Annotated in this window: 18 protein-coding genes and 1 pseudogene; 13 read left to right on the top strand and 6 right to left on the bottom strand. The window is 62.1% G+C overall.

What is annotated here, in order from left to right; all coding sequences use genetic code 11:
• Positions 1–108: 108 nt before the first annotated feature.
• The gene (locus tag NPS46_RS22265) at positions 109–795 is read right to left on the bottom strand and encodes a DNA-3-methyladenine glycosylase (RefSeq protein WP_274111050.1); all 687 of its coding nucleotides are present in this window, start codon (positions 793–795) and stop codon (positions 109–111) included.
• A gap of 176 nt (positions 796–971) precedes the next feature.
• Between NPS46_RS22265 and NPS46_RS22260 the strand changes: the two genes are divergently transcribed.
• The 13 genes and pseudogenes from NPS46_RS22260 (at position 972) to NPS46_RS22200 (ending at position 13,296) form a co-directional block, all read left to right on the top strand.
• On the top strand, positions 972–2,243 hold the full coding sequence (locus NPS46_RS22260; RefSeq protein WP_274111048.1) for a glutamate-5-semialdehyde dehydrogenase: 1,272 nt from the start codon (positions 972–974) through the stop codon (positions 2,241–2,243).
• A complete protein-coding gene (gene nadD / locus NPS46_RS22255) occupies positions 2,212–2,934 on the top strand; it encodes a nicotinate-nucleotide adenylyltransferase (RefSeq protein ID WP_274111047.1) in 723 nt (240 codons plus the stop codon). Before NPS46_RS22260 ends, nadD begins: the two co-directional genes overlap by 32 nt.
• 78 nt (positions 2,935–3,012) lie before the next feature.
• Positions 3,013–3,417, top strand: a pseudogene (gene rsfS / locus NPS46_RS22250) (ribosome silencing factor); the annotation flags it as partial.
• Positions 3,418–3,426: 9 nt separating this feature from the next.
• Positions 3,427–3,894 carry a 23S rRNA (pseudouridine(1915)-N(3))-methyltransferase RlmH gene (gene rlmH, locus NPS46_RS22245; protein WP_274111043.1) on the top strand — a complete coding sequence of 156 codons (468 nt, stop codon included), beginning with the start codon at positions 3,427–3,429 and terminating at the stop codon, positions 3,892–3,894.
• A gap of 10 nt (positions 3,895–3,904) precedes the next feature.
• Positions 3,905–5,791: a penicillin-binding protein 2 gene (gene mrdA, locus NPS46_RS22240; protein ID WP_274111041.1), complete on the top strand. Its 1,887-nt coding sequence runs from the start codon at positions 3,905–3,907 to the stop codon at positions 5,789–5,791.
• 38 nt (positions 5,792–5,829) lie between these two features.
• Complete coding sequence (gene rodA / locus NPS46_RS22235; RefSeq protein WP_274111113.1) at positions 5,830–6,933, top strand: rod shape-determining protein RodA; 1,104 nt, start codon at positions 5,830–5,832, stop codon at positions 6,931–6,933.
• Positions 6,934–6,950: 17 nt separating this feature from the next.
• The gene (gene mltB / locus NPS46_RS22230) at positions 6,951–7,961 is read left to right on the top strand and encodes a lytic murein transglycosylase B (RefSeq protein ID WP_274111039.1); all 1,011 of its coding nucleotides are present in this window, start codon (positions 6,951–6,953) and stop codon (positions 7,959–7,961) included.
• Complete coding sequence (locus NPS46_RS22225) at positions 7,961–8,962, top strand: septal ring lytic transglycosylase RlpA family protein (protein ID WP_274111037.1); 1,002 nt, start codon at positions 7,961–7,963, stop codon at positions 8,960–8,962. Before mltB ends, NPS46_RS22225 begins: the two co-directional genes overlap by 1 nt.
• Positions 8,963–9,137: 175 nt before the next feature.
• Positions 9,138–10,295 carry a D-alanyl-D-alanine carboxypeptidase family protein gene (locus tag NPS46_RS22220; RefSeq protein ID WP_274111035.1) on the top strand — a complete coding sequence of 386 codons (1,158 nt, stop codon included), beginning with the start codon at positions 9,138–9,140 and terminating at the stop codon, positions 10,293–10,295.
• 81 nt (positions 10,296–10,376) lie between these two features.
• Entirely contained in the window at positions 10,377–10,652 is a 276-nt protein-coding gene (locus NPS46_RS22215) for a DUF493 domain-containing protein (protein WP_274111033.1), read from the top strand.
• The gene (gene lipB / locus NPS46_RS22210) at positions 10,652–11,299 is read left to right on the top strand and encodes a lipoyl(octanoyl) transferase LipB (RefSeq protein ID WP_274111031.1); all 648 of its coding nucleotides are present in this window, start codon (positions 10,652–10,654) and stop codon (positions 11,297–11,299) included. The genes NPS46_RS22215 and lipB overlap by 1 nt, the downstream gene beginning before the upstream one ends.
• A gap of 1 nt (position 11,300) precedes the next feature.
• Entirely contained in the window at positions 11,301–12,338 is a 1,038-nt protein-coding gene (lipA, locus tag NPS46_RS22205; RefSeq protein WP_274111029.1) for a lipoyl synthase, read from the top strand.
• Positions 12,331–13,296: a S66 peptidase family protein gene (locus NPS46_RS22200; protein WP_274111028.1), complete on the top strand. Its 966-nt coding sequence runs from the start codon at positions 12,331–12,333 to the stop codon at positions 13,294–13,296. The genes lipA and NPS46_RS22200 overlap by 8 nt, the downstream gene beginning before the upstream one ends.
• 61 nt (positions 13,297–13,357) lie before the next feature.
• Here the strand turns inward: NPS46_RS22200 and NPS46_RS22195 are convergent, their stop codons facing one another.
• The 5 genes from NPS46_RS22195 to leuS all read right to left on the bottom strand — a co-directional run bounded on the left by NPS46_RS22195 (position 13,358) and on the right by leuS (position 19,376).
• Positions 13,358–14,671: a lytic murein transglycosylase gene (locus NPS46_RS22195; protein WP_274111027.1), complete on the bottom strand. Its 1,314-nt coding sequence runs from the start codon at positions 14,669–14,671 to the stop codon at positions 13,358–13,360.
• 71 nt (positions 14,672–14,742) lie between these two features.
• Positions 14,743–14,904, bottom strand: a complete 162-nt coding sequence (gene arfA / locus NPS46_RS22190; protein ID WP_274111025.1) for an alternative ribosome rescue factor ArfA — start codon at positions 14,902–14,904, stop codon at positions 14,743–14,745.
• A gap of 94 nt (positions 14,905–14,998) precedes the next feature.
• Positions 14,999–16,036, bottom strand: a complete 1,038-nt coding sequence (holA, locus tag NPS46_RS22185; protein WP_274111023.1) for a DNA polymerase III subunit delta — start codon at positions 16,034–16,036, stop codon at positions 14,999–15,001.
• A gap of 39 nt (positions 16,037–16,075) precedes the next feature.
• Positions 16,076–16,681, bottom strand: coding sequence for an LPS assembly lipoprotein LptE (gene lptE, locus NPS46_RS22180; protein ID WP_274111021.1), 606 nt, complete (start codon positions 16,679–16,681; stop codon positions 16,076–16,078).
• A gap of 88 nt (positions 16,682–16,769) precedes the next feature.
• Positions 16,770–19,376, bottom strand: coding sequence for a leucine--tRNA ligase (gene leuS, locus NPS46_RS22175; protein ID WP_274111019.1), 2,607 nt, complete (start codon positions 19,374–19,376; stop codon positions 16,770–16,772).
• Between the last annotated feature and the right edge of the window lie 227 nt (positions 19,377–19,603).

Here is a 19,603-nt window from a genome sequence, read left to right as displayed (position 1 = left end):
CTGTTGTGTGTACGGCGCTGGCAGGTAACGGGGGTATCTGACCTGTCCGGGGGACATTTGTCGTCAATAAGTGCGCTGTTCTCTAGAGAGAAATCGCGCGTTCTTGTTTCAAGATGTTAGAAGGTAATCACGTCCTTCGACCTGACCCCGGCGCAGCGGATTGCGAGTGCAGTACGGTGCGTAGTCGGCATCGACAAAGCGGTACATCAGGTGTTCATCGCGCCCGCTCGGAATGCCCAGGCGGGTGGTCTGGATGATCTGAGACGGCGAGGGGCCGATATCCTCGACCAGGAGCCGGTCCGGGTCGAAGCGCTGGGCATCCCAGTCCGGTACTTTCAAGCCGAGCGCCTTGCACAGCAGGGTCTGGCCGGCGCACAGCCGCTGCTGCGGGCGCGGCGTGCCGTCGGCAGCGGGGTTGTTCAGGGTCATTCTGGCCAGGCTGGCCGGCCCGGATAGCGCATCGATCCAGGGGTAGGCCGACTTGATCAGGACCGCATTGCCCGGGCCCTGGGCACTGAAGTTCAGCGAATCGCCGCCGCGGGCGTAGTACATGTAGATATGCCCGCCGTCGAGAAACAGTGCCCGGCGCTTGTGTGTGTAGCCCAATGACGCATGGCTGCCTTTCTCTTCGCAGTAATAGGCCTCGGTCTCGATGATCCGTGCGGCCAGCCACAGGTCGCCGACCCGATGCCGGATCACCTTGCCCAGCAGTTCGCGCGCCAGCTGTTGGGCATCACGGTCGAAAAAGTGACAGGGCAGGGCGATGGGCGGGGCGGCTGGCAGGATGTCGGGCATGGGCGCGGTGGCTAAAAGCGGCTGAGCGGGCGGCGATCATACCAACAAGCACCTTAATCGTGACTGAACGCCGACTATTTGCGGCCGATTTCGACCATCCGCCTGCCACCGCTGTGCGCGGGCGGGCGTCACGGCTATAATCGGCCGCTTTCCCCTCCGCCAAGACCACTGAGACCATGACTGAGTCCGTTCTTGACTACATGACCCGCCTGGGTCGCGCTGCTCGCGACGCGTCCCGCGTGATCGGCCGCGCCAGCACCGCGCAGAAAAACCGCGCCCTGCATGCCGCCGCCGACGCCCTGGATAGCGCCCGCGCCGAATTGACCGCTGCCAATGAGCTGGACCTGGCCGCTGCCCGGGCCAATGGCTTGGAGCCGGCCATGGTCGAGCGCCTGGCGCTGACCCCGGCTCGTATCGACGGCATGATCGTCGGTCTGCGTCAGGTGGCGACCCTGCCGGACCCGGTGGGCGCCATTCGCGACATGAGCTATCGGCCGTCGGGTATCCAGATCGGCAAGATGCGCGTGCCGCTGGGCGTGGTGGGGATCATCTACGAGTCGCGGCCCAATGTGACCATCGATGCTGCGAGCCTGTGCCTGAAGTCCGGCAATGCGACCATCCTGCGCGGTGGTTCCGAGGCCATTCATTCCAACCGGGCCATTGCCACCTGTATCCAGCGTGGCCTGGCCGAGGCAGGTCTGCCGCCCGCCGTGGTGCAGGTGGTGGAAGTCACCGACCGTGCCGCCGTCGGCGCGTTGATCACCATGCCCGAGTATGTCGATGTCATCGTGCCGCGCGGCGGCAAGGGCCTGATCGAACGGGTCAGTCGCGATGCGCGGGTGCCGGTGATCAAGCATCTGGACGGCATCTGCCACGTCTATGTCAGCGCCCATGCGGACCTGGCCAAGGCCCGGAGCATTGCCTTCAATGCCAAGACCTATCGTTATGGCATCTGTGGGGCCATGGAGACCTTGCTGGTCGACCAGGCCGTCGCGGCAGCGTTCCTGCCGGCCATGGTCGAACAGTTTCGCGCCAAGGGTGTCGAATTGCGTGGCTGTGAGCGTACCCAGGCCCTCGTCGAGGTGTTGGCGGCCAGCGAAGAAGACTGGCAGACCGAGTATCTGGCACCGATCTTGTCGATTCGCGTGGTCGACGGGCTGGAGCAGGCGGTCGAGCATATCAACCACTACGGCTCGCACCACACCGACGCGATTGTGACGCAGGACCTGGGTGAGTCGCGCACATTCACCATCGATGTCGACTCCAGTTCGGTCATGGTCAATGCGCCGACCTGCTTCGCCGATGGATTTGAATACGGATTGGGTGCCGAGATCGGCATTTCTACTGATAAGCTGCACGCCCGCGGACCGGTCGGCCTGGAAGGCCTGACCTGCGAGAAATACGTGGTGATCGGCGATGGTCAGTTGCGCGGCCAGGAGCCGGCCTGACTTGAGCGAGCAACGTCTGTCTGCCGCTGTGGCCCCTGGCGCTGTTCCACCTCGACGCATTGGCGTTCTGGGTGGGACCTTCGACCCGGTGCATATCGGCCATTTGCGCGGGGCGCTGGAAGTTGCGGAATTGATGGGCCTCGATGAGCTGCGCCTGACACCCAGTGCCAGGCCGCCGCATCGGGAAGCGCCGCAGGTATCGGCTGTCGACCGTCTGGCGATGGTCGAATGCGCGGTGGCGGGGGTCGTGCCGTTGGTGGTGGACGATCGCGAGCTGCAACGGGACAAGCCGTCCTACACTATCGACACTCTGGAACTGATGCGGGCCGAGTTGGCCGCCGAGGACCGGTTGTTTCTGTTATTGGGCTGGGACGCATTTTGCGGCCTGCCAACATGGCACCGCTGGGAAGAGCTGCTCCAGCATTGTCATATCCTGGTGCTGCAACGCCCGGATGCCGACAGCGAGCCGCCGGATGCCTTGCGCAACCTGCTGGCCGCACGGTCGGTCAGTGATCCGCTCGCCCTGCAGGGGCCGGGCGGGCAGATTACATTTGTCTGGCAGACGCCCCTCGCGGTGTCGGCTACCCAGATCCGCAACCTGCTGGCCAGCGGGAAGTCGGTGCGTTTTCTGGTGCCGGACGCAGTACTGGCCTACATCGATGCGCACGGGCTTTACCGTGCGTCGAACTGAAGGAATGCATCAGGCCCAGGCCTGGAAGCGCTCCAAACATACGAGTTGAACGAGTTTTATATGAAGAACCAAGTAATGAAGGGCGAAGATCTGGTCAAAGTGGCGGTAGCCGCTCTGGAAGACGTCAAGGCCCAGGACGTCCTGGTTATCGACGTGCGTGACAAGCAAAGCATCACCGATTACATGATCATCGCGACCGGTACCTCGAACCGCCAGATCAGCGCGATGCTGGAAAAGGTCCGTGAGATGGTCAAGGCCCAGGGCGTTCGCCCGTTGGGTGAAGAAGGTAAAGGCGACAGCGATTGGGTTCTGCTGGACCTGGACGACGTGATCGTTCACATGATGACGGCCTCGGCTCGTCAGTTCTACGACCTTGAGCGTCTGTGGCAGGGTGCCGAGCAGAGCCGCGCCGAAAGCGCTGCGCACCACAGCCCGGAAAATAGCCATGCGCATTTCGACAAGCTCAACAAAGACCAGCAGTAAGAGGTCGTTGTGCGTCTGCGCCTGATCGCTGTGGGTTCGCGTATGCCCAAGTGGGTGGAAGAAGGCTGGCATGAATATGCCAAGCGTCTGCCCGCCGAGCTGGCATTGGAACTGGTGGAAATTCCGCTCAATACCCGTGGCAAGAACGCCGACGTAGCGCGCTTTATCCGTCAGGAAGGCGAGGCGATGCTGGCCAAGGTGGGCCCCGGCGAGCGGATCGTCACGCTCGAGGTCCATGGCAAGCCGTGGAGTACCGAGCAGTTGGCGGTCGAGCTGGATCGCTGGCGGCTGGATTCGCGTACGGTCAACTTCATGGTCGGTGGCCCCGAGGGGCTGGCGCCGGAAGTGTGCGCGCGCGCTGAGCAGCGCTGGTCGCTGTCACCGTTGACGCTGCCGCATCCGCTGGTGCGGATTCTGATCGGCGAGCAGCTGTATCGCGCCTGGACAGTGCTGTCCGGGCACCCTTACCACAAATAAGCCTGCCTGAATGACCCAGCCGATTCGCCTCAAGGACCACGAGAAAGACGCACGTCTGGTGCGCAGCCGGGTCGTGGTCGGGGCATGCGTGGTGGTGGCCCTTATTGGCGTGCTGATCGCACGGCTCTACTATCTGCAGGTGATCCAGTACGAGTACCACTCGACGCTGTCGGAAAACAATCGGGTCCATGTGCAATCGATTCCACCGACGCGCGGCTTGATTTTCGACCGCAATGGCGTGGTGATTGCCGATAACCGCCCAAGTTTCAGTCTGAGCATGACGCGTGAGCGTTCCGGTGACTGGCAGCAGGTGCTCGACGTGATCGTCGAGGTGCTGCAACTGACGCCCGAAGACCGTGCCTTGTTCGAGAAACGCATGCGCCAGGGGCGGCGCCCCTTCGAGCCGGTACCGATCCTGTTCGAGCTGAGCGAGGAGCAGATTGCCCGGATTGCGGTCAATCAGTTCCGCCTGCCAGGCGTGGAGGTGGTGGCCCAGTTGGTACGTCACTACCCCCAGGGCGCGCATTTCGCGCACTCGGTGGGGTATATGGGGCGGATCAACGAAAAGGAAAAGCAGACCCTCGACCCGGTCAATTACAGCGGTACCCACCATATCGGCAAGACCGGCATCGAACGCTTCTATGAGGCGGAATTGCACGGCAAGGTCGGTTACGAAGAAGTGGAGACCAACGCGCGGGGCCGGGTGCTGCGGGTGCTCAAACGCACCGATCCGACGCCGGGCAAGGATATTGTCCTCAGCCTCGATATCAAGTTGCAGGAAGCGGCCGAACTGGCGCTGGGCGGGCGTCGTGGCGCCGTGGTGGCGTTGAATCCGAAGACCGGTGAAGTGCTGGCGATGGTCAGCCAGCCGAGCTTCGACCCCAACCTGTTTGTGACCGGCATCAGCTTCAAGGCCTATGCCGAGCTACGTGACTCCATCGATCGGCCGCTGTTCAACCGGGTCTTGCGCGGCCTCTATCCGCCCGGCTCGACCATCAAACCGGCGGTGGCGATTGCCGGTCTCGATGCGGGCGTGGTAACGGCCAGCAGCCGGGTCTTCGACCCCGGTTACTACATGCTGCCCAACTATGACCATAAGTATCGTAACTGGAACCGTACCGGGGACGGTTATGTCGATCTGGACACGGCGATCATGCGGTCCAACGACACCTATTTCTACGACCTGGCGCACAAGCTGGGGATCGACCGGCTGTCCAGCTACATGAACAAGTTCGGCCTGGGGCAGAAGGTCTCCCTGGACATGTTCGAAGAGTCACCGGGGCTGATGCCATCACGCGAGTGGAAGCGGGCCACGCGCAAGCAGGCCTGGTACCCCGGCGAGACGCTGATCCTCGGGATCGGTCAGGGCTATATGCAAGCTACGCCGCTGCAACTGGCCCAGGCTACGGCGCTGGTCGCCAACAAAGGGGTGTGGAACCGTCCGCACCTGGCCAAATCCATCGAAGGCGAGCAGCCGGTCGACGATAACCCGATTCCCAATATCGTCCTGCGCAACCCTGCCGACTGGAACCGCGTGACCCACGGCATGGAGCAGGTGATGCACGGTGCCCGTGGCACGGCGCGCAAAGCGGCCATTGGCGCGCAGTACCTGATTGCCGGCAAGAGCGGTACGGCCCAGGTGGTCGCGATCAAGCAGGGCGAGAAATATGACCGTTCCAAGGTTCAGGAGCGCCATCGCGACCACGCCCTGTTTGTCGGCTTCGCTCCGGCCGAGAACCCGCAAATCGTGGTCTCGGTGATGGTCGAGAACGGCGAGTCCGGTTCGGGTGTCGCCGCGCCGGTGGTTCGCCAGGTCATGGATGCCTGGCTGCTCGATGCCAATGGTCGCCTCAAGGCGGAATACGCCAGCCCAACCACCGTGGAGGCTACGCCTTGATCAGTAATTTCGACCGCATCCTGTCCAGCGAGGATGTGATGCGGCGCCGGGCCACCCTGTTGCAGCGCCTGCACATCGACGGCCCTTTGCTGGTCCTGCTGCTGATTCTGGCCGCAGGCAGCCTGTTCGTCCTGTACTCGGCCAGTGGCAAGAGCTGGGACCTGCTGCTCAAACAGGCGACTTCGTTCGGTATCGGCCTGGTTTCGATGGTGATCATTGCCCAGCTCGAACCCCGCTTTATGGCGCGCTGGGTGCCGCTGGCCTATGTGTGCGGGGTGATCCTGCTGGTGGTGGTGGACGTCATGGGGCACAACGCCATGGGGGCCACGCGCTGGATCAATATTCCCGGGGTCATTCGCTTTCAGCCCTCGGAATTCATGAAGATCATCATGCCGGCGACCATCGCCTGGTACCTGGCCAAGCGCACCCTGCCACCCCAGCTCAAGCATGTGGGAATCAGCCTGATGCTGATCGGCATCCCGTTTATCCTGATTGTGCGCCAGCCGGACCTGGGCACCGCGCTGCTGATCCTGGCCGGCGGCGCCTTCGTGCTGTTTATGGGCGGGCTGCGCTGGCGCTGGATCCTCAGTGTGCTGGCGGCGGCCGTGCCGGTCGCGGTGGCGATGTGGGTTTTCGTCATGCACGACTACCAGAAGCAGCGCGTGCTGACCTTCCTCGATCCGGAAAGTGATCCGTTGGGCACGGGTTGGAACATTATCCAATCCAAGGCCGCCATCGGTTCCGGCGGGGTTTTCGGCAAGGGCTGGCTGCTGGGCACCCAGTCGCACCTGGATTTCCTGCCGGAAAGCCATACCGACTTCATTATTGCGGTTATGGGCGAGGAGTTCGGCCTGGTGGGCATCTGCGCCCTGTTGCTGATCTATCTATTGCTGATCGGCCGCGGGCTGGTGATCACCGCCCAGGCTCAGACCCTGTTCGGCAAACTGCTGGCCGGTGCGCTGACCATGACGTTTTTTGTTTATGTTTTCGTCAACATCGGTATGGTCAGTGGCCTGCTGCCGGTGGTGGGCGTGCCATTGCCATTCATTAGCTATGGCGGAACTTCGCTGGTGACGCTGCTGTCAGCGTTTGGGGTTTTGATGTCGATCCATACCCATCGTAAGTGGATCGCACAGGTTTGATTAAGGTGAACAATTCAATGCAGGTTATGCGTGGCTGGGCGGCCCGATATGTCCCCTGGGTCGGTCTGGTAGGCATCCTCGGCTCGGCCCAACAGGCCCTGGGCGGTGATTACGATGGCTCGCCCCAGGTGGCCGAGTTCGTCGGGGAAATGACCCGCGACTATGGTTTCGCCGGGGAACAGTTGATGGGCGTGTTCCGTGAGGCCCAGCGCAAGCAGGCGATTCTCGACGCCATCTCGCGTCCGGCCGAACGGGTCAAACCCTGGAAGGACTATCGCCCGATCTTTATCAGCGACGCGCGCATTGCCCGCGGCGTGGATTTCTGGCGTCAGCACGAAGCGGTGCTGGCCCGTGCCGAGCAGGAATACGGTGTGCCGGCTCAGGTGATCGTCTCGATCATTGGCGTCGAAACCTTTTACGGGCGTAATACTGGCAACTATCGGGTGATCGACGCCTTATCGACCCTGGGTTTCGATTACCCGCCACGGGCCGAGTTCTTCCGCAAGGAGTTGCGCGAGTTCCTCCTGCTGGCGCGTGAAGAGCAGGTCGATCCGCTGACGCTCAAGGGGTCCTACGCCGGGGCGATGGGCCTGCCGCAATTTATGCCGAGCAGCTTTCGCGCCTATGCCGTGGACTTCGACGGTGATGGCCACATCAATATCTGGAACAATGCCGACGATGCGATCGGCAGCGTTGCCAGCTACTTCAAGCGCCATGGCTGGGTGGCCGGCGAGCCGGTCGTCAGCCTGGCCAGCATCCGTGGTGATCGAGTCGACGAAGGGCTGAGCCCGGGAATCGAGCCGGTCAAGACCGTCGGGGAGTTGCGGGCGCTGGGCTGGTCGAGTCATGATGCGCTGCGCGATGATCTGCCGGTTACGGCGTTTCGCCTGGAAGGCGAAAATGGCCCCGAGTACTGGCTGGGCTTGAAGAACTTCTATGCGATCACGCGATATAACCGCAGCGTGATGTACGCCATGGCGGTACATCAACTGTCCGATCTGCTGGTTCAAGCACGGGGCGCCAAGTAATGCGGGCTTTACCGATTCACCCAACATTCAAGCTGCTGGCCTATGGCGCCCTGGCGCTACTGGTGGTCAGTTGCTCCACCAGCCGTGCGCCGCAGTCGTCCAACACGGTACGCAGCACGCCGGGCCTGGATATCAACCGGGCCCACAAGGATGGCGCGCCCTGGTGGGACGTCGATGTCTCGCGTATCCCGGACGCCACGCCGACCCTGCACACTGGCCCCTACAAGGCCAACCCCTACACCGTGCTGGGCAAGACCTATTTCCCGATCCAGGAATCCAAGCGCTATGTCGCCTCTGGCACAGCGTCTTGGTATGGCACCAAGTTCCACGGGCAGAACACCGCCAACGGCGAAGTCTATGACCTGTACGGCATGAGTGCTGCGCACAAGACCCTGCCGTTGCCCAGCTATGTGCGGGTAACCAATCTGGACAACAACCGCAGCGTGATTCTGCGGGTCAACGACCGTGGTCCGTTCTATTCCGATCGAATCATCGACCTTTCCTACGCGGCGGCCAAGAAGCTTGGTTACGCTGAGACTGGCACCGCCCGGGTCAAGGTCGAGGGGATCGATCCACAGGAGTGGTGGGCCCAGCGTGGTCGTCCGGCGCCGCTGATGCTCAATGAGCCGAAAGTGGCCCAGACCGCTCCGGTCATTACGGCGTCCGCCGGCACCGTCGAGCAATGGACGCCACCACCGCAGCAACACGCTGCGGCCGTCGTGCCGACGCAGTTCGAGGCAAAAAAAAACGCTTCTGCACCAGCATCTGGCCAGTATCTCCAGGTGGGCGCGTTCGCCAACCCGGACGCTGCGGAGCTGTTGAGATCGAAGTTGAGCGGTATGGTGAGCGCGCCGGTCTTTATCAGCTCGATCGTACGCAATCAGCAGACGCTGCATCGGGTCCGCCTGGGGCCGATCGGCACGCCGGGTGAGATCCAGCAAGTGCAGGACAGCGTACGTCTGGCCAATCTGGGCCAGCCGAGCGTGGTGTCTGCCGAGTAAAGGGATAGACGGCCGGTCGCGTACGCGCGGCGGGCCTGGGTTGCTGGCTTGTCAAAGAACAAGAGCCCGGTCAAGGGCGTGGGGCGAGCAACTGCATGCGCGACAGTCTGGCGACGGACTGTCAGATTAGTTTTGCCCGCGAGGGCAAGTTTCCATTAGCAACTTCGAGAGACGGATGAACATCACCACTTTTGCCAAACGCCTGTGCCTGCTTGTCCCCCTGCTCATTGCGCCTGCCGCCTGGGCCGCCGAAATGATGCCGTCGCCGCCGCAATTGGCCGCCAAGTCCTATGTATTGATGGACGCCAGCAGTGGCAACATTCTGGTCGAAAACAATGGTGACCAGCGCTTGCCACCGGCCAGCCTGACCAAACTGATGACCGCCTACATCGCGACCCTGGAAATCCGTCGCGGCCAGATTGGCGAGAACGACCCGGTGACCGTCAGTGAAAACGCCTGGCGTACCGGTGGTTCGCGGATGTTCATCAAGGTCGGCACCCAGGTCAGCGTCAGTGACCTGCTGCACGGGATCATCATCCAGTCCGGCAACGATGCCAGCGTAGCCATCGCGGAACACATCGCCGGCAGCGAAGATGCCTTCGCCGACATGATGAACAAGACCGCTGGCGAACTGGGCATGGGCAACAGCCACTTCATGAACCCGACCGGCCTGCCGAATCCGGAACACTACTCGTCGGCTCACGATATGGCGGTACTGGCTCGCGCGATCATTCACGAAGATCCAGCCCACTATGCGATCTACTCGCAGAAGGAGTTCTTCTGGAACGGCATCAAGCAACCTAACCGCAACCTGCTGTTGTGGCGCGACAAGACCGTCGATGGTCTGAAAACCGGCCACACCGACGAAGCCGGCTACTGCATGGTGTCCTCGGCCGTACGTGATGGCATGCGCCTGATCGCGGTGGTCTTCGGTACCGTCAGTGAACAGGCGCGCGCCGCCGAAACCCAGAAGCTGCTGACCTACGGTTTCCGCTTCTTCGAAACCCAGACCTTCTATCAGAAAGGTGCCGAACTGGCTCAGGCTCAGGTCTGGAAAGGTTCGACCCATCAAGTCAAGGCCGGCCTGGCTGAAGACCTGACCATGACCCTGCCGAAGGGCCAGCTCAAGAAGCTCGCTGCCAGCATGACCATGAACCCGCAACTGGTCGCGCCTATCGCCAAGGGCGACGTGATCGGCAAGGTGGAAGTCAAACTGGACGACAAGGTGGTGCACAGCGCTGACCTGATCGCCCTGGAAACCGTTGAAGAAGGTGGTTTCCTGCGCCGTGCGTGGGATAGCATCCGCCTGTTCTTCTTCGGCCTGTTCAACTGATATTTCGACCGCTACGCTCTGGGCTTGTACATCGAGCCCGGGGCGTATCCCGTCGCCACGGCTTACGAGGCCGTTACCGCCATGACAGATACTGACGTTAAGTCGCACAAGATTGAATTTCCCGTCGATGACTACCCGATCAAGGTCATCGGCAATACCGGTGTCGGCTTCAAGGACACGGTTATCGAGATCATTGCCAAGTACGCCACGCTGGATATCAGCACGCTGGCCGAGCGCTTGAGCAGCAATGGCAAGTACACCACGGTGCAACTGCACATCACGGCCACCGGCGAAGACCAACTGCGCGATATCAACAGTGCCCTGCGTGCGACCGGTATCGTGCACATGGTGCTCTGATGCCAGGCGTGCTCGGTTTTCGCGAGCTTGGCCTGCAGGCCTATGAGCCTGTCTGGCAAGCCATGCAGCGCTTTACCGACACGCGCGGGCGCGAGGCTGGCGACGAGGTCTGGCTGGTGCAGCACCCGCCGGTGTTTACCCAGGGGCAGGCCGGTAAAGCCGAGCATCTACTACTTCCGGGTGATATTGCGGTGGTCAAGGTCGATCGCGGTGGCCAAGTGACTTATCATGGCCCCGGTCAACTGGTCGCTTATCTGCTGCTGGACGTGCGTCGTCTAGGCTTTGGCGTTCGCGACCTGGTTACCCGCATGGAGCACTGCCTGATCGAGCTGCTGGCCGAGTATGGCGTCAGTGCCGCGGCCAAGGCCGATGCGCCGGGGGTTTATGTGGATGGCGCGAAGATCGCCTCCCTGGGGCTGCGGATTCGCAATGGCTGCTCCTTCCACGGCCTGGCCCTGAATGTCGACATGGACCTGGAACCGTTCCGACGGATTAACCCCTGCGGCTATGCCGGGCTGGCAATGACCCAGCTGAGCGACCATACAGGGCCGATTGAATTTGCCGAGGTAAGTGCCCGACTGCGTGCGCAGCTCGTCAAACACCTCGACTATGCTGAGCAGACGACCCTTACGGGCGGAATCGATTGATATGACTACTGCGCAAGACGCTGTGCAAACCCTGATCCCGACGCTCGATATTTCCGAGCGCGTGGCCGCCGCCCAGGCTCGTCCCAAAGTCGAAGCCGGCGTGAAGCTGCGTGGCGCCGAGAAGGTCGCGCGGATCCCGGTGAAGATCATCCCGACCACCGAGCTGCCGAAGAAACCCGACTGGATTCGCGTGCGTATCCCGGTTTCGCCGGAAGTCGACCGTATCAAGCAACTGCTGCGCAAGCACAAGCTGCACAGCGTCTGCGAAGAGGCCTCCTGCCCGAACCTGGGCGAGTGCTTCTCCGGCGGTACTGCCACGTTCATGATCATGGGTGATATCTGCACCCGTCGCTGCCCGTTCTGCGATGTGGGCCATGGTCGTCCGAAGCCTCTGGATATCAACGAACCCAAGAGCCTGGCCGTCGCCATTGCCGACCTGCGCCTCAAGTACGTGGTCATCACCTCGGTGGACCGCGACGACCTGCGTGATGGCGGTGCCCAGCATTTTGCCGACTGCATCCGCGAAATCCGCCTGTTGTCGCCGAATGTCCAACTCGAAACCCTGGTGCCCGACTATCGTGGCCGGATGGATATCGCGTTGGAAATCACCGCTGCCGAGCCGCCGGATGTGTTCAACCACAACCTGGAAACCGTGCCGCGCCTGTACAAGGCCGCGCGTCCGGGTTCGGATTACCAGTGGTCGCTGACCTTGCTGCAACGCTTCAAGCAGATGATGCCTCACATACCGACCAAGTCCGGGCTCATGCTCGGCCTGGGCGAGACCGACGAGGAAGTCATCGAAGTGATGAAGCGCATGCGTGAGCACGATATCGACATGCTGACCTTGGGCCAGTACCTGCAACCTTCGCGCAATCACTTGCCGGTGCAGCGTTTTGTCCATCCGGACACCTTCGCCTGGTTCGCCGAGGAAGGCTACAAGATGGGCTTCAAGAACGTCGCCTCCGGCCCGCTGGTACGTTCCTCGTACCATGCCGACGAGCAGGCGAAGCTGGCCAAGGCAGGCCTGGTCGGTGCGTGAGGCATTGCGTCCTCCGTATTCAGGCTTCACCTATCAATCGCCAGTCGCGCCACTTCCGTCCGCGGGCGGGGTGATCGGTCTGATCGCCCCGGCTGGCCCGGCCGACCTGGACCTTGCCAGGGCGCATCAATGGATGGGCGAGCGTGGCCTGACGTTGCGCGTCTTCCCAGGGGTCAGCCAGCGCGACGGTTATCTGGCAGGCAGCGATGCCATTCGCCTGGCCGATCTGCATGCGGCCTTTGCCGACCCTGCCATTGACGCCATTTTCTGCCTTCGCGGCGGTTATGGCTGTCCGCGATTGCTGGATGGCATCGATTTCGAGCTGCTCAAAGCCAACCCGAAACCCTTTGTCGGCTACAGCGATATCACGGCGTTGCACCTGGCGATCAGCCGTTACGCAGGGTTTGTGACCTTCCATGGGCCGCTGCTCAATGCGGACTTGCTGGGTGACAAGCTAGCCCCCACCGAGTCGTCTTTGCTGAGCCTGCTGACCGGCCAGGCCGACGCTGACGCGATACTGCACCATCCCCAGGCTTACCGTTTGACTACATTGGCCCCGGGCAGTGCCAGCGGGCGTCTGTTGGGCGGCAACCTGGCGCTGATCTGCGCGCTGCTTGGCACACCCTATGCGCTGGACAGCGAAGGCACGATCCTGTTTATCGAGGACGTCAACGAGCCGCTCTATCGAGTGGACCGACTGTTGACACAGTTGCGCCTGGCAGGCGCCTTGACGGGCCTGAGGGGCGTGCTGATAGGGGATTTTGCCGGTATCGAGACAGATGCGCTGATGCGGCTGATGAAGCAGGAACTGGCGCCTCTGGGCATTCCGGTTCTGGCGGGCTGGCGCAGCGGGCATTGCGACCCGAACCTGAGCCTGCCCTTGGGGGCTCAGGTTGAGCTCGATGCCGACCGTCAGCAATTGCGCCTTAAGCAAGCCATCACGCACCCTGTTCTGTAAGCGCGAGCTTAAGCGATTCGGATGTCGCCCAAGCCCGCGCCTACCGGCGCGCCTGAGTGATTTAGCGGTCGCGCAGGCTCTGCAGCAGTTTCTGCGTAGGGTAACCGTCTGCCGGCCAGCCCTGGGCTTGCTGGGCGCTGCGAATCGCCTTGCGGGTATTGGCGCCAATGATCCCGTCGGGATTGCCGGCGTCGTAATTGCGCGCGCTAAGCAGGGTTTGCAATTCGATGCGTTCGGAACGGCTCAGGGGTAGTTCATCCTTCGGCCAACTGCCGCGGATCAGGCCGGCGCCGCCAAAACGCTCGGACAGCAAGCCGATGGCCAGGGCATAGGACGACGAATTGTTGTACTTGAGAATCGCCCGGAAATTGTCCAGCAGTAGAAATGCCGGGCCGCGGTAACCCGCGGGCAGCAGCAGGGTCGCTGACTGTTGCTCGACGCCGGTGGGCAGGCGTACGCCAGCCGGTAGCGTAACGCCGCTCTGTAGCCATTCGGCCACGCTTTTGCGGGTGGCGCCATCAGCCAGGGCATAGTCGAAGTTCGCCGGGAGGCGGGCCTCAAAGCCCCAGGGTTGGCCTTTCTGCCAGCCCGAACTCTTCAGGTAATGGGCCGTGGAGGCGAGGGCGTCGGGTGCGCTGTTCCAGATATCACGTCGGCCATCGCCGTCAAAATCCACGGCATGGGTGTTATAGGTCGTCGGGATAAACTGCGTCTGACCCATGGCGCCCGCCCAGGAGCCGAGCATTTTCTCGGGTTCGATATCTCCGTGCTGAAGAATTTCCAGCGCGGCCAGCAATTGGCTGTGCGCAAAGGCTGGACGGCGGCCTTCGTAGGCCAGGGTTGCCAGTGAGCGGATAACCGATTTATCACCTTGGAACTGACCGAACGCACTTTCCATGCCCCAGACGGCGACCAGGGTCTGGCGGTCGACGCCATACCGCTGTTCGATCTGTTGCAGGGTGCCCTCGTACTGGTTGAGTAGCGCCTGACCCTTGCGCACGCGCAAGGCGGACAGCGCGCCATCGAGGTACTCCCAGACCGGACGGCTGAATTCGGGTTGGCTGCGGTCGGCCTTGATCACGCCCATATCCGGGATGACACCCGCGAATGCGCGGTCGAACAGGGCGGGCTGAATACCGGCTTTCAAGGCTTCAGTGCGAAAGGCGGCGCGCCATTGTTCGAAGCTCTGTTCAGGTTGGGTATCGACGGTAACCGGGGTTGGCAGCGGGCTGGCGGCAGGCGCGGCCTGGGGGATCGTCGGGAGGCCAACGGCGTCGGCGGCGGTAGGTTTCTCGGCGCAGGCAACGAGCAGGATAAAGCTTGCGGCGGCGGACAGTCGGCGCAGGTGCCAACGGTCGGAAAGGCTAAAAAGCATGCTTGGGTCCAGGTAATGCAAATCAGGAGCAGACCTTATCATGCCTGGGGACAAAGGTCGTGATAGCGCGGTTAAGCGGCCTGAAAGTAAGAAGCCTCCCAGCTTTTAGACTGGAAGGCTTCGCGACGATAACTGCCTTTGCCCTTGCTCGGTCGTTCCTGGCGGCTGCGGAACAACGGTTGGGCGACAATGGATTTGGCCTTATTGGGGCCATGCTTGGATGGCTTGCTCATGACAATGCACTCGCTGGGGTGGATGTGCGCGCATCATCGGGCAGCCATCTGCGCTTGTCCAGTACTGGCCCGGACCGTTGGGCGCGTATCGCGCTTATTCGGGCGGCAGTGCGAGTCGCTGGCCGGCCATCAATAGCGCCAGGCGGCTCAGGCTGCTCCATGGCGATCCGCTGGCCTGGCCCTTGATCTGTGCATCAACTCGCTGCGCTTCGAGCAGCAGCTGCGCCCAGCGTTGCGCGGTGTAACGTTGCAGGGCCTTGCTCATCAGGGGTTTGCGCTTGTCCCAGACCGGTGGCCGGGCCTGGCTGAACGCCTTGTCCAGCGGCACCCCCTGGCTGTACTGCAGTGCCAGGTTGGCCAGCAGGCGCAGTTCACGGGCCAGGGCCCAAAGAATCACCGGTGGCTCGACCCCTTCGCCCCGTAGCCCGTCGAGCATCCGTAGGGCGTGGGCGGCTTCGCCGTTGAGGACGGCATCGACCAGGCCAAAGACATCGAAGCGAGCACTGTCGGCCACGGCCGCCTGGACGGTTTCGACACTGATCTGGCCGTCCTCAGCCATCAGCTTGAGTTTTTCGATTTCCTGGGCCGCCGCCAACAGGTTGCCTTCGACCCGTGCCGCGATCAGTTCGACGGCGTCCGGGCTGGCTGACATGCCGGCCTGGGACAGGCGCTGGCGAATCCACTGCGGCAGCTGGCTGGCATCTACCGGCCAAATCTGTACGAACTGGGTGTGCGGCCCTTCGACCAGTGCCTTGCCCCACTTGGTTTTCTGCGCGCTGCCGTCGAGCTTGGGCAGGCTGATCAGCAACAGGGTGTCTTCGGCGGGGCGCGAGCAGTATTCGATCAGTGCCGCGGCACCCTTGTCGCCAGGCTTGCCGGAAGGCAGGCGCAGCTCCAGTAGGCGCTTTTGCGCAAACAGCGACATGCTGGCCCCGGCCTGGAGCAGGCTGCCCCAGTCGAAGTTGGCATCGGCACTGAACACCTGGCGCTCGTCAAAGCCTTGCTGGCGAGCCGTGGCACGGATGGCGTCGGCCGCCTCCTGGCACAACAGCGGGTCGTCGCCGCTGATGATATAGACAGGCGCAAGCGAGCCTTGCAGGTGTTTGGCGAGTTGGGCGGGGGCGAGTTTCATCGGCAGGCAAGAGCGGGGCGCCAGGGCGCCCCGGGATGATTACTGGTTAGGCAGTTGCAGAGGCGACTGTTGCGGCGTCGACTCTTCGAGCTGGCGCGCGGCTTCCAGTGCATCGGCCTCGGCTTTGGCCTTGGCATCTGCAGCTTGCTGCAACTGGTCAAGCTTGGTCGGCGTCAGCAGTTGCAGGCGCATGACCATCTGCTGGACCAGATCGCGGCGCATTTCGGTGCGCAGCTGCTCGGCTTCCTGGTCGCCACCGGTCAGGTTGTTGCCGTCGTGCAGGTAGTACTTCACCAGCTCAACCCTGTCGCCCAGCAGCACCAGGTTGCGTGCATCGCGGATTTCATAGTTGATGCTGCTCTTGATCTCGTACTCGGCACTGCGTCCCGAGCCCGAATAGGTCGCCGCGCGCTGACTGTTCTGCTCATCGGTCAGAATCAGCTTATAGGGTGCGCCGTCAAAGACCTTGACGCCGCTGCGCTCGAGAACCTGGCTCAGTTGCTTGACGGTATCGCCGTAGGTATTGCGGGCGGTAACCGCCAGTTCCTTGATCGTCAGCTCGGAGTCACCGGTACCGCGCAGCTGGAAACCGCAGGCGCTCAGCATGACGGCGAGGCCCATCACCAGCAGATTGCGTTTGATCATCTTGTTGCTCCCCTTGAAACCATGTGGGCCGACTGTGGGCCCTGAAGGTTTTGAAGGCCCCGGTTCAGTGAACCGGGGCCTGATCCAATTAGCTGGCGACGATATTGACCAGTTTGCCGGGCACGACAATCACTTTGCGGATCGTCAGGCCTTCGGTGAAACGCAGTACGTTCTCGTTGCTACGCGCCGCCGCTTCGACTTCCTCGCGGCTGGCGCTGGCGGGCATGTCGATCTGGCCGCGCAGCTTGCCATTGACCTGGATAACCAACTGCAGGCTGTCTTGAACCAACGCGCTGGCGTCCACGACCGGCCAGCCGGCATCGATGACCGGATCTTCATGACCCAGTTGCTTCCAAAGTTCATGGCTGATGTGCGGTGTGATCGGTGCCAGCAGCAAGGTCACGGCTTCGAGGCCTTCGTGCATCAGTGCGCGATCCTGATCGCTCACCTGGGCGGCTTTCTCCAGCACGTTCATCAAGGTCATGACCTGGGCGATGGCCGTGTTGAACTTGTGGTTTTGCCCCACGTCCTGGCTTGCCTGACGGATGGCGAGGTGGATCGAACGGCGGACGGCTTTCTGCTCGTCGCTCAGGCTGGCCAGGTCCGGCTTGCCGGCCAGACCCTGGTTGATGTAGCCCTGGGCCAGGCGCCAGACACGCTTGAGGAAGCGGTGGGAGCCTTCCACGCCGGAGTCGGACCATTCCAGGTTCATGTCCGGCGGCGAGGCGAACATCATGAACAGGCGGCAGGTATCGGCGCCGAACTGCTCGATCATGTACTGCGGGTCGATGCCGTTGTTTTTCGACTTGGCCATTTTTTCGGTGCCACCGATCTCGACCGGCAGGCCGTCGCTGATCAGTTTGGCGCCAATCACCTTGGCCTTGCTGTCACGCTCCAGCTCGACGTCGGCCGGGTTGTACCAGGTGTAACTGCCATTGGCCTCGCGGCGATAGTAGGTCTCGGCGACCACCATGCCCTGGGTCAGCAGGTTCTTGAATGGCTCGTTGGAGGTCACGAGGCCTTCGTCGCGCATCAGCTTGTGGAAGAAGCGCGCGTAGAGCAGGTGCAGGATCGCGTGTTCGATACCGCCGATGTATTGGTCTACCGGCAGCCAGTGGTTAGCTGCATCCAGGTCGACCAGGCCGCCTTCATAGTGGGGCGACGCATAGCGGGCGTAGTACCAGGACGATTCGACGAAGGTGTCCATGGTGTCGGTTTCACGCTTGGCCGGCGCACCGCATTTCGGGCAGTTGCACTCGTAGAACTCGGGCATGCGCGCCAGTGGCGAGCCGGCGCCGTCCGGTACCACGTCTTCGGGCAGGATGACGGGCAGCTGGTTTTCCGGGACTGGCACATCGCCGCAGGTGTCGCAGTGGATGATCGGGATCGGGCAGCCCCAGTAGCGCTGGCGGCTGATGCCCCAGTCGCGCAGGCGGAACTGAGTGCGCGAAGCGCCGAGGCCTTTCTTGATCAGGGCGACTTCCATGGCGTCGAACGCGCCGTCGAAGTCCAGGCCGTCGAACTCGCCGGAATTGATCAGTTGGCCATGCTCGCCATAGGCGTCGCTCCACTCGCTTGGAATGGCGTCGCCAGCGCTGGTACGGACCACGGCCTTGAGCGGCAGTTTGTATTTGGTGGCGAACTCGAAATCACGTTCATCGTGGGCAGGCACAGCCATTACTGCGCCATCACCGTAGTGCATCAAGACGTAGTTGGCGACCCAGACTGGCAGCTTCTCGCCGGTCAGTGGGTGCTCGACGAACAGGGCCGTTGGCAGGCCTTTCTTTTCCTGGGTCGCGACGTCGGCTTCGGCAACGCTGCCGGCCTTGCACTCAGCGATAAACGCCTGCAGCTCGGGGTTATTCTGCGCAGCGAGGGTCGCCAGCGGGTGCTCGGCGGCCACGGCGACATAGGTCGCGCCCATCAGGGTATCCGGACGGGTGGTAAAGACTTTCAGGGTGCCCGCTTCGCCGATCGAGGCTTGATCGTAGGGGAACTGGATTTCCATGCCGCGCGACTTGCCGATCCAGTTGCGCTGCATGGTCTTGACCTGCTCGGGCCAGCCCGGCAGTTCGTCAAGACTCTCCAGCAGCTCATCGGCATAGGCGGTGATCTTGAAGTAGTACATCGGGATTTCGCGCTTTTCGATCAGCGCGCCGGAGCGCCAGCCACGGCCATCGATGACTTGCTCGTTGGCCAGTACGGTCTGGTCCAGCGGGTCCCAGTTGACGGTACCGTTCTTGCGGTAGATCACACCCTTTTCGAACAGGCGAGTGAACAGCCATTGTTCCCAGCGGTAGTAATCCGGTTTGCAGGTGGTGATTTCACGAGACCAGTCGACCGCCAGGCCCAGGCTGCGCAGCTGGGTCTTCATGTAGGCGATGTTTTCGTAGGTCCACTTGGCGGGCGCGACGTTGTTCTTCATCGCGGCGTTTTCCGCCGGCATGCCAAAGGCATCCCAGCCCATCGGTTGCAGGACGTTCTTGCCTTGCATGCGCTGGTAGCGCGAGATCACGTCGCCGATGGTGTAGTTACGCACGTGCCCCATGTGTAGCTTGCCGCTGGGGTAAGGGAACATCGATAGGCAGTAGAAGGTTTCCTTGCCTGGCTGTTCACTGACTTCAAAGGACTTTTGAGTGTCCCAGAAGGATTGGGCGGCGGCTTCGATTTCACGGGGTTGATATTGTTCGTGCATGGCTACTTGTACTGGATAAGGGTGGCCTAATCCTCTTCAGTGCAACGTTTTGGCATAAAGCCAACGCAGTTACAGGAAGTGGAATTACAGGAAGCGCCGTAGCATACATGACCCCACTCTATCGAGGGAAACGCTGATTGCGCTGGTGTTCTCGGGGGCTTGGCCGTTGGTCGCAGCAACAGACCGGTTTCATCTGCGGCGCTAAGCTGGTGAGTGGGGGCTGGGTC

The organism is Pseudomonas putida (assembly GCF_028682395.1).
Taxonomy (GTDB): domain Bacteria; phylum Pseudomonadota; class Gammaproteobacteria; order Pseudomonadales; family Pseudomonadaceae; genus Aquipseudomonas; species Aquipseudomonas putida_AB.
This window is presented reverse-complemented; position numbering and strand designations above follow the sequence as displayed.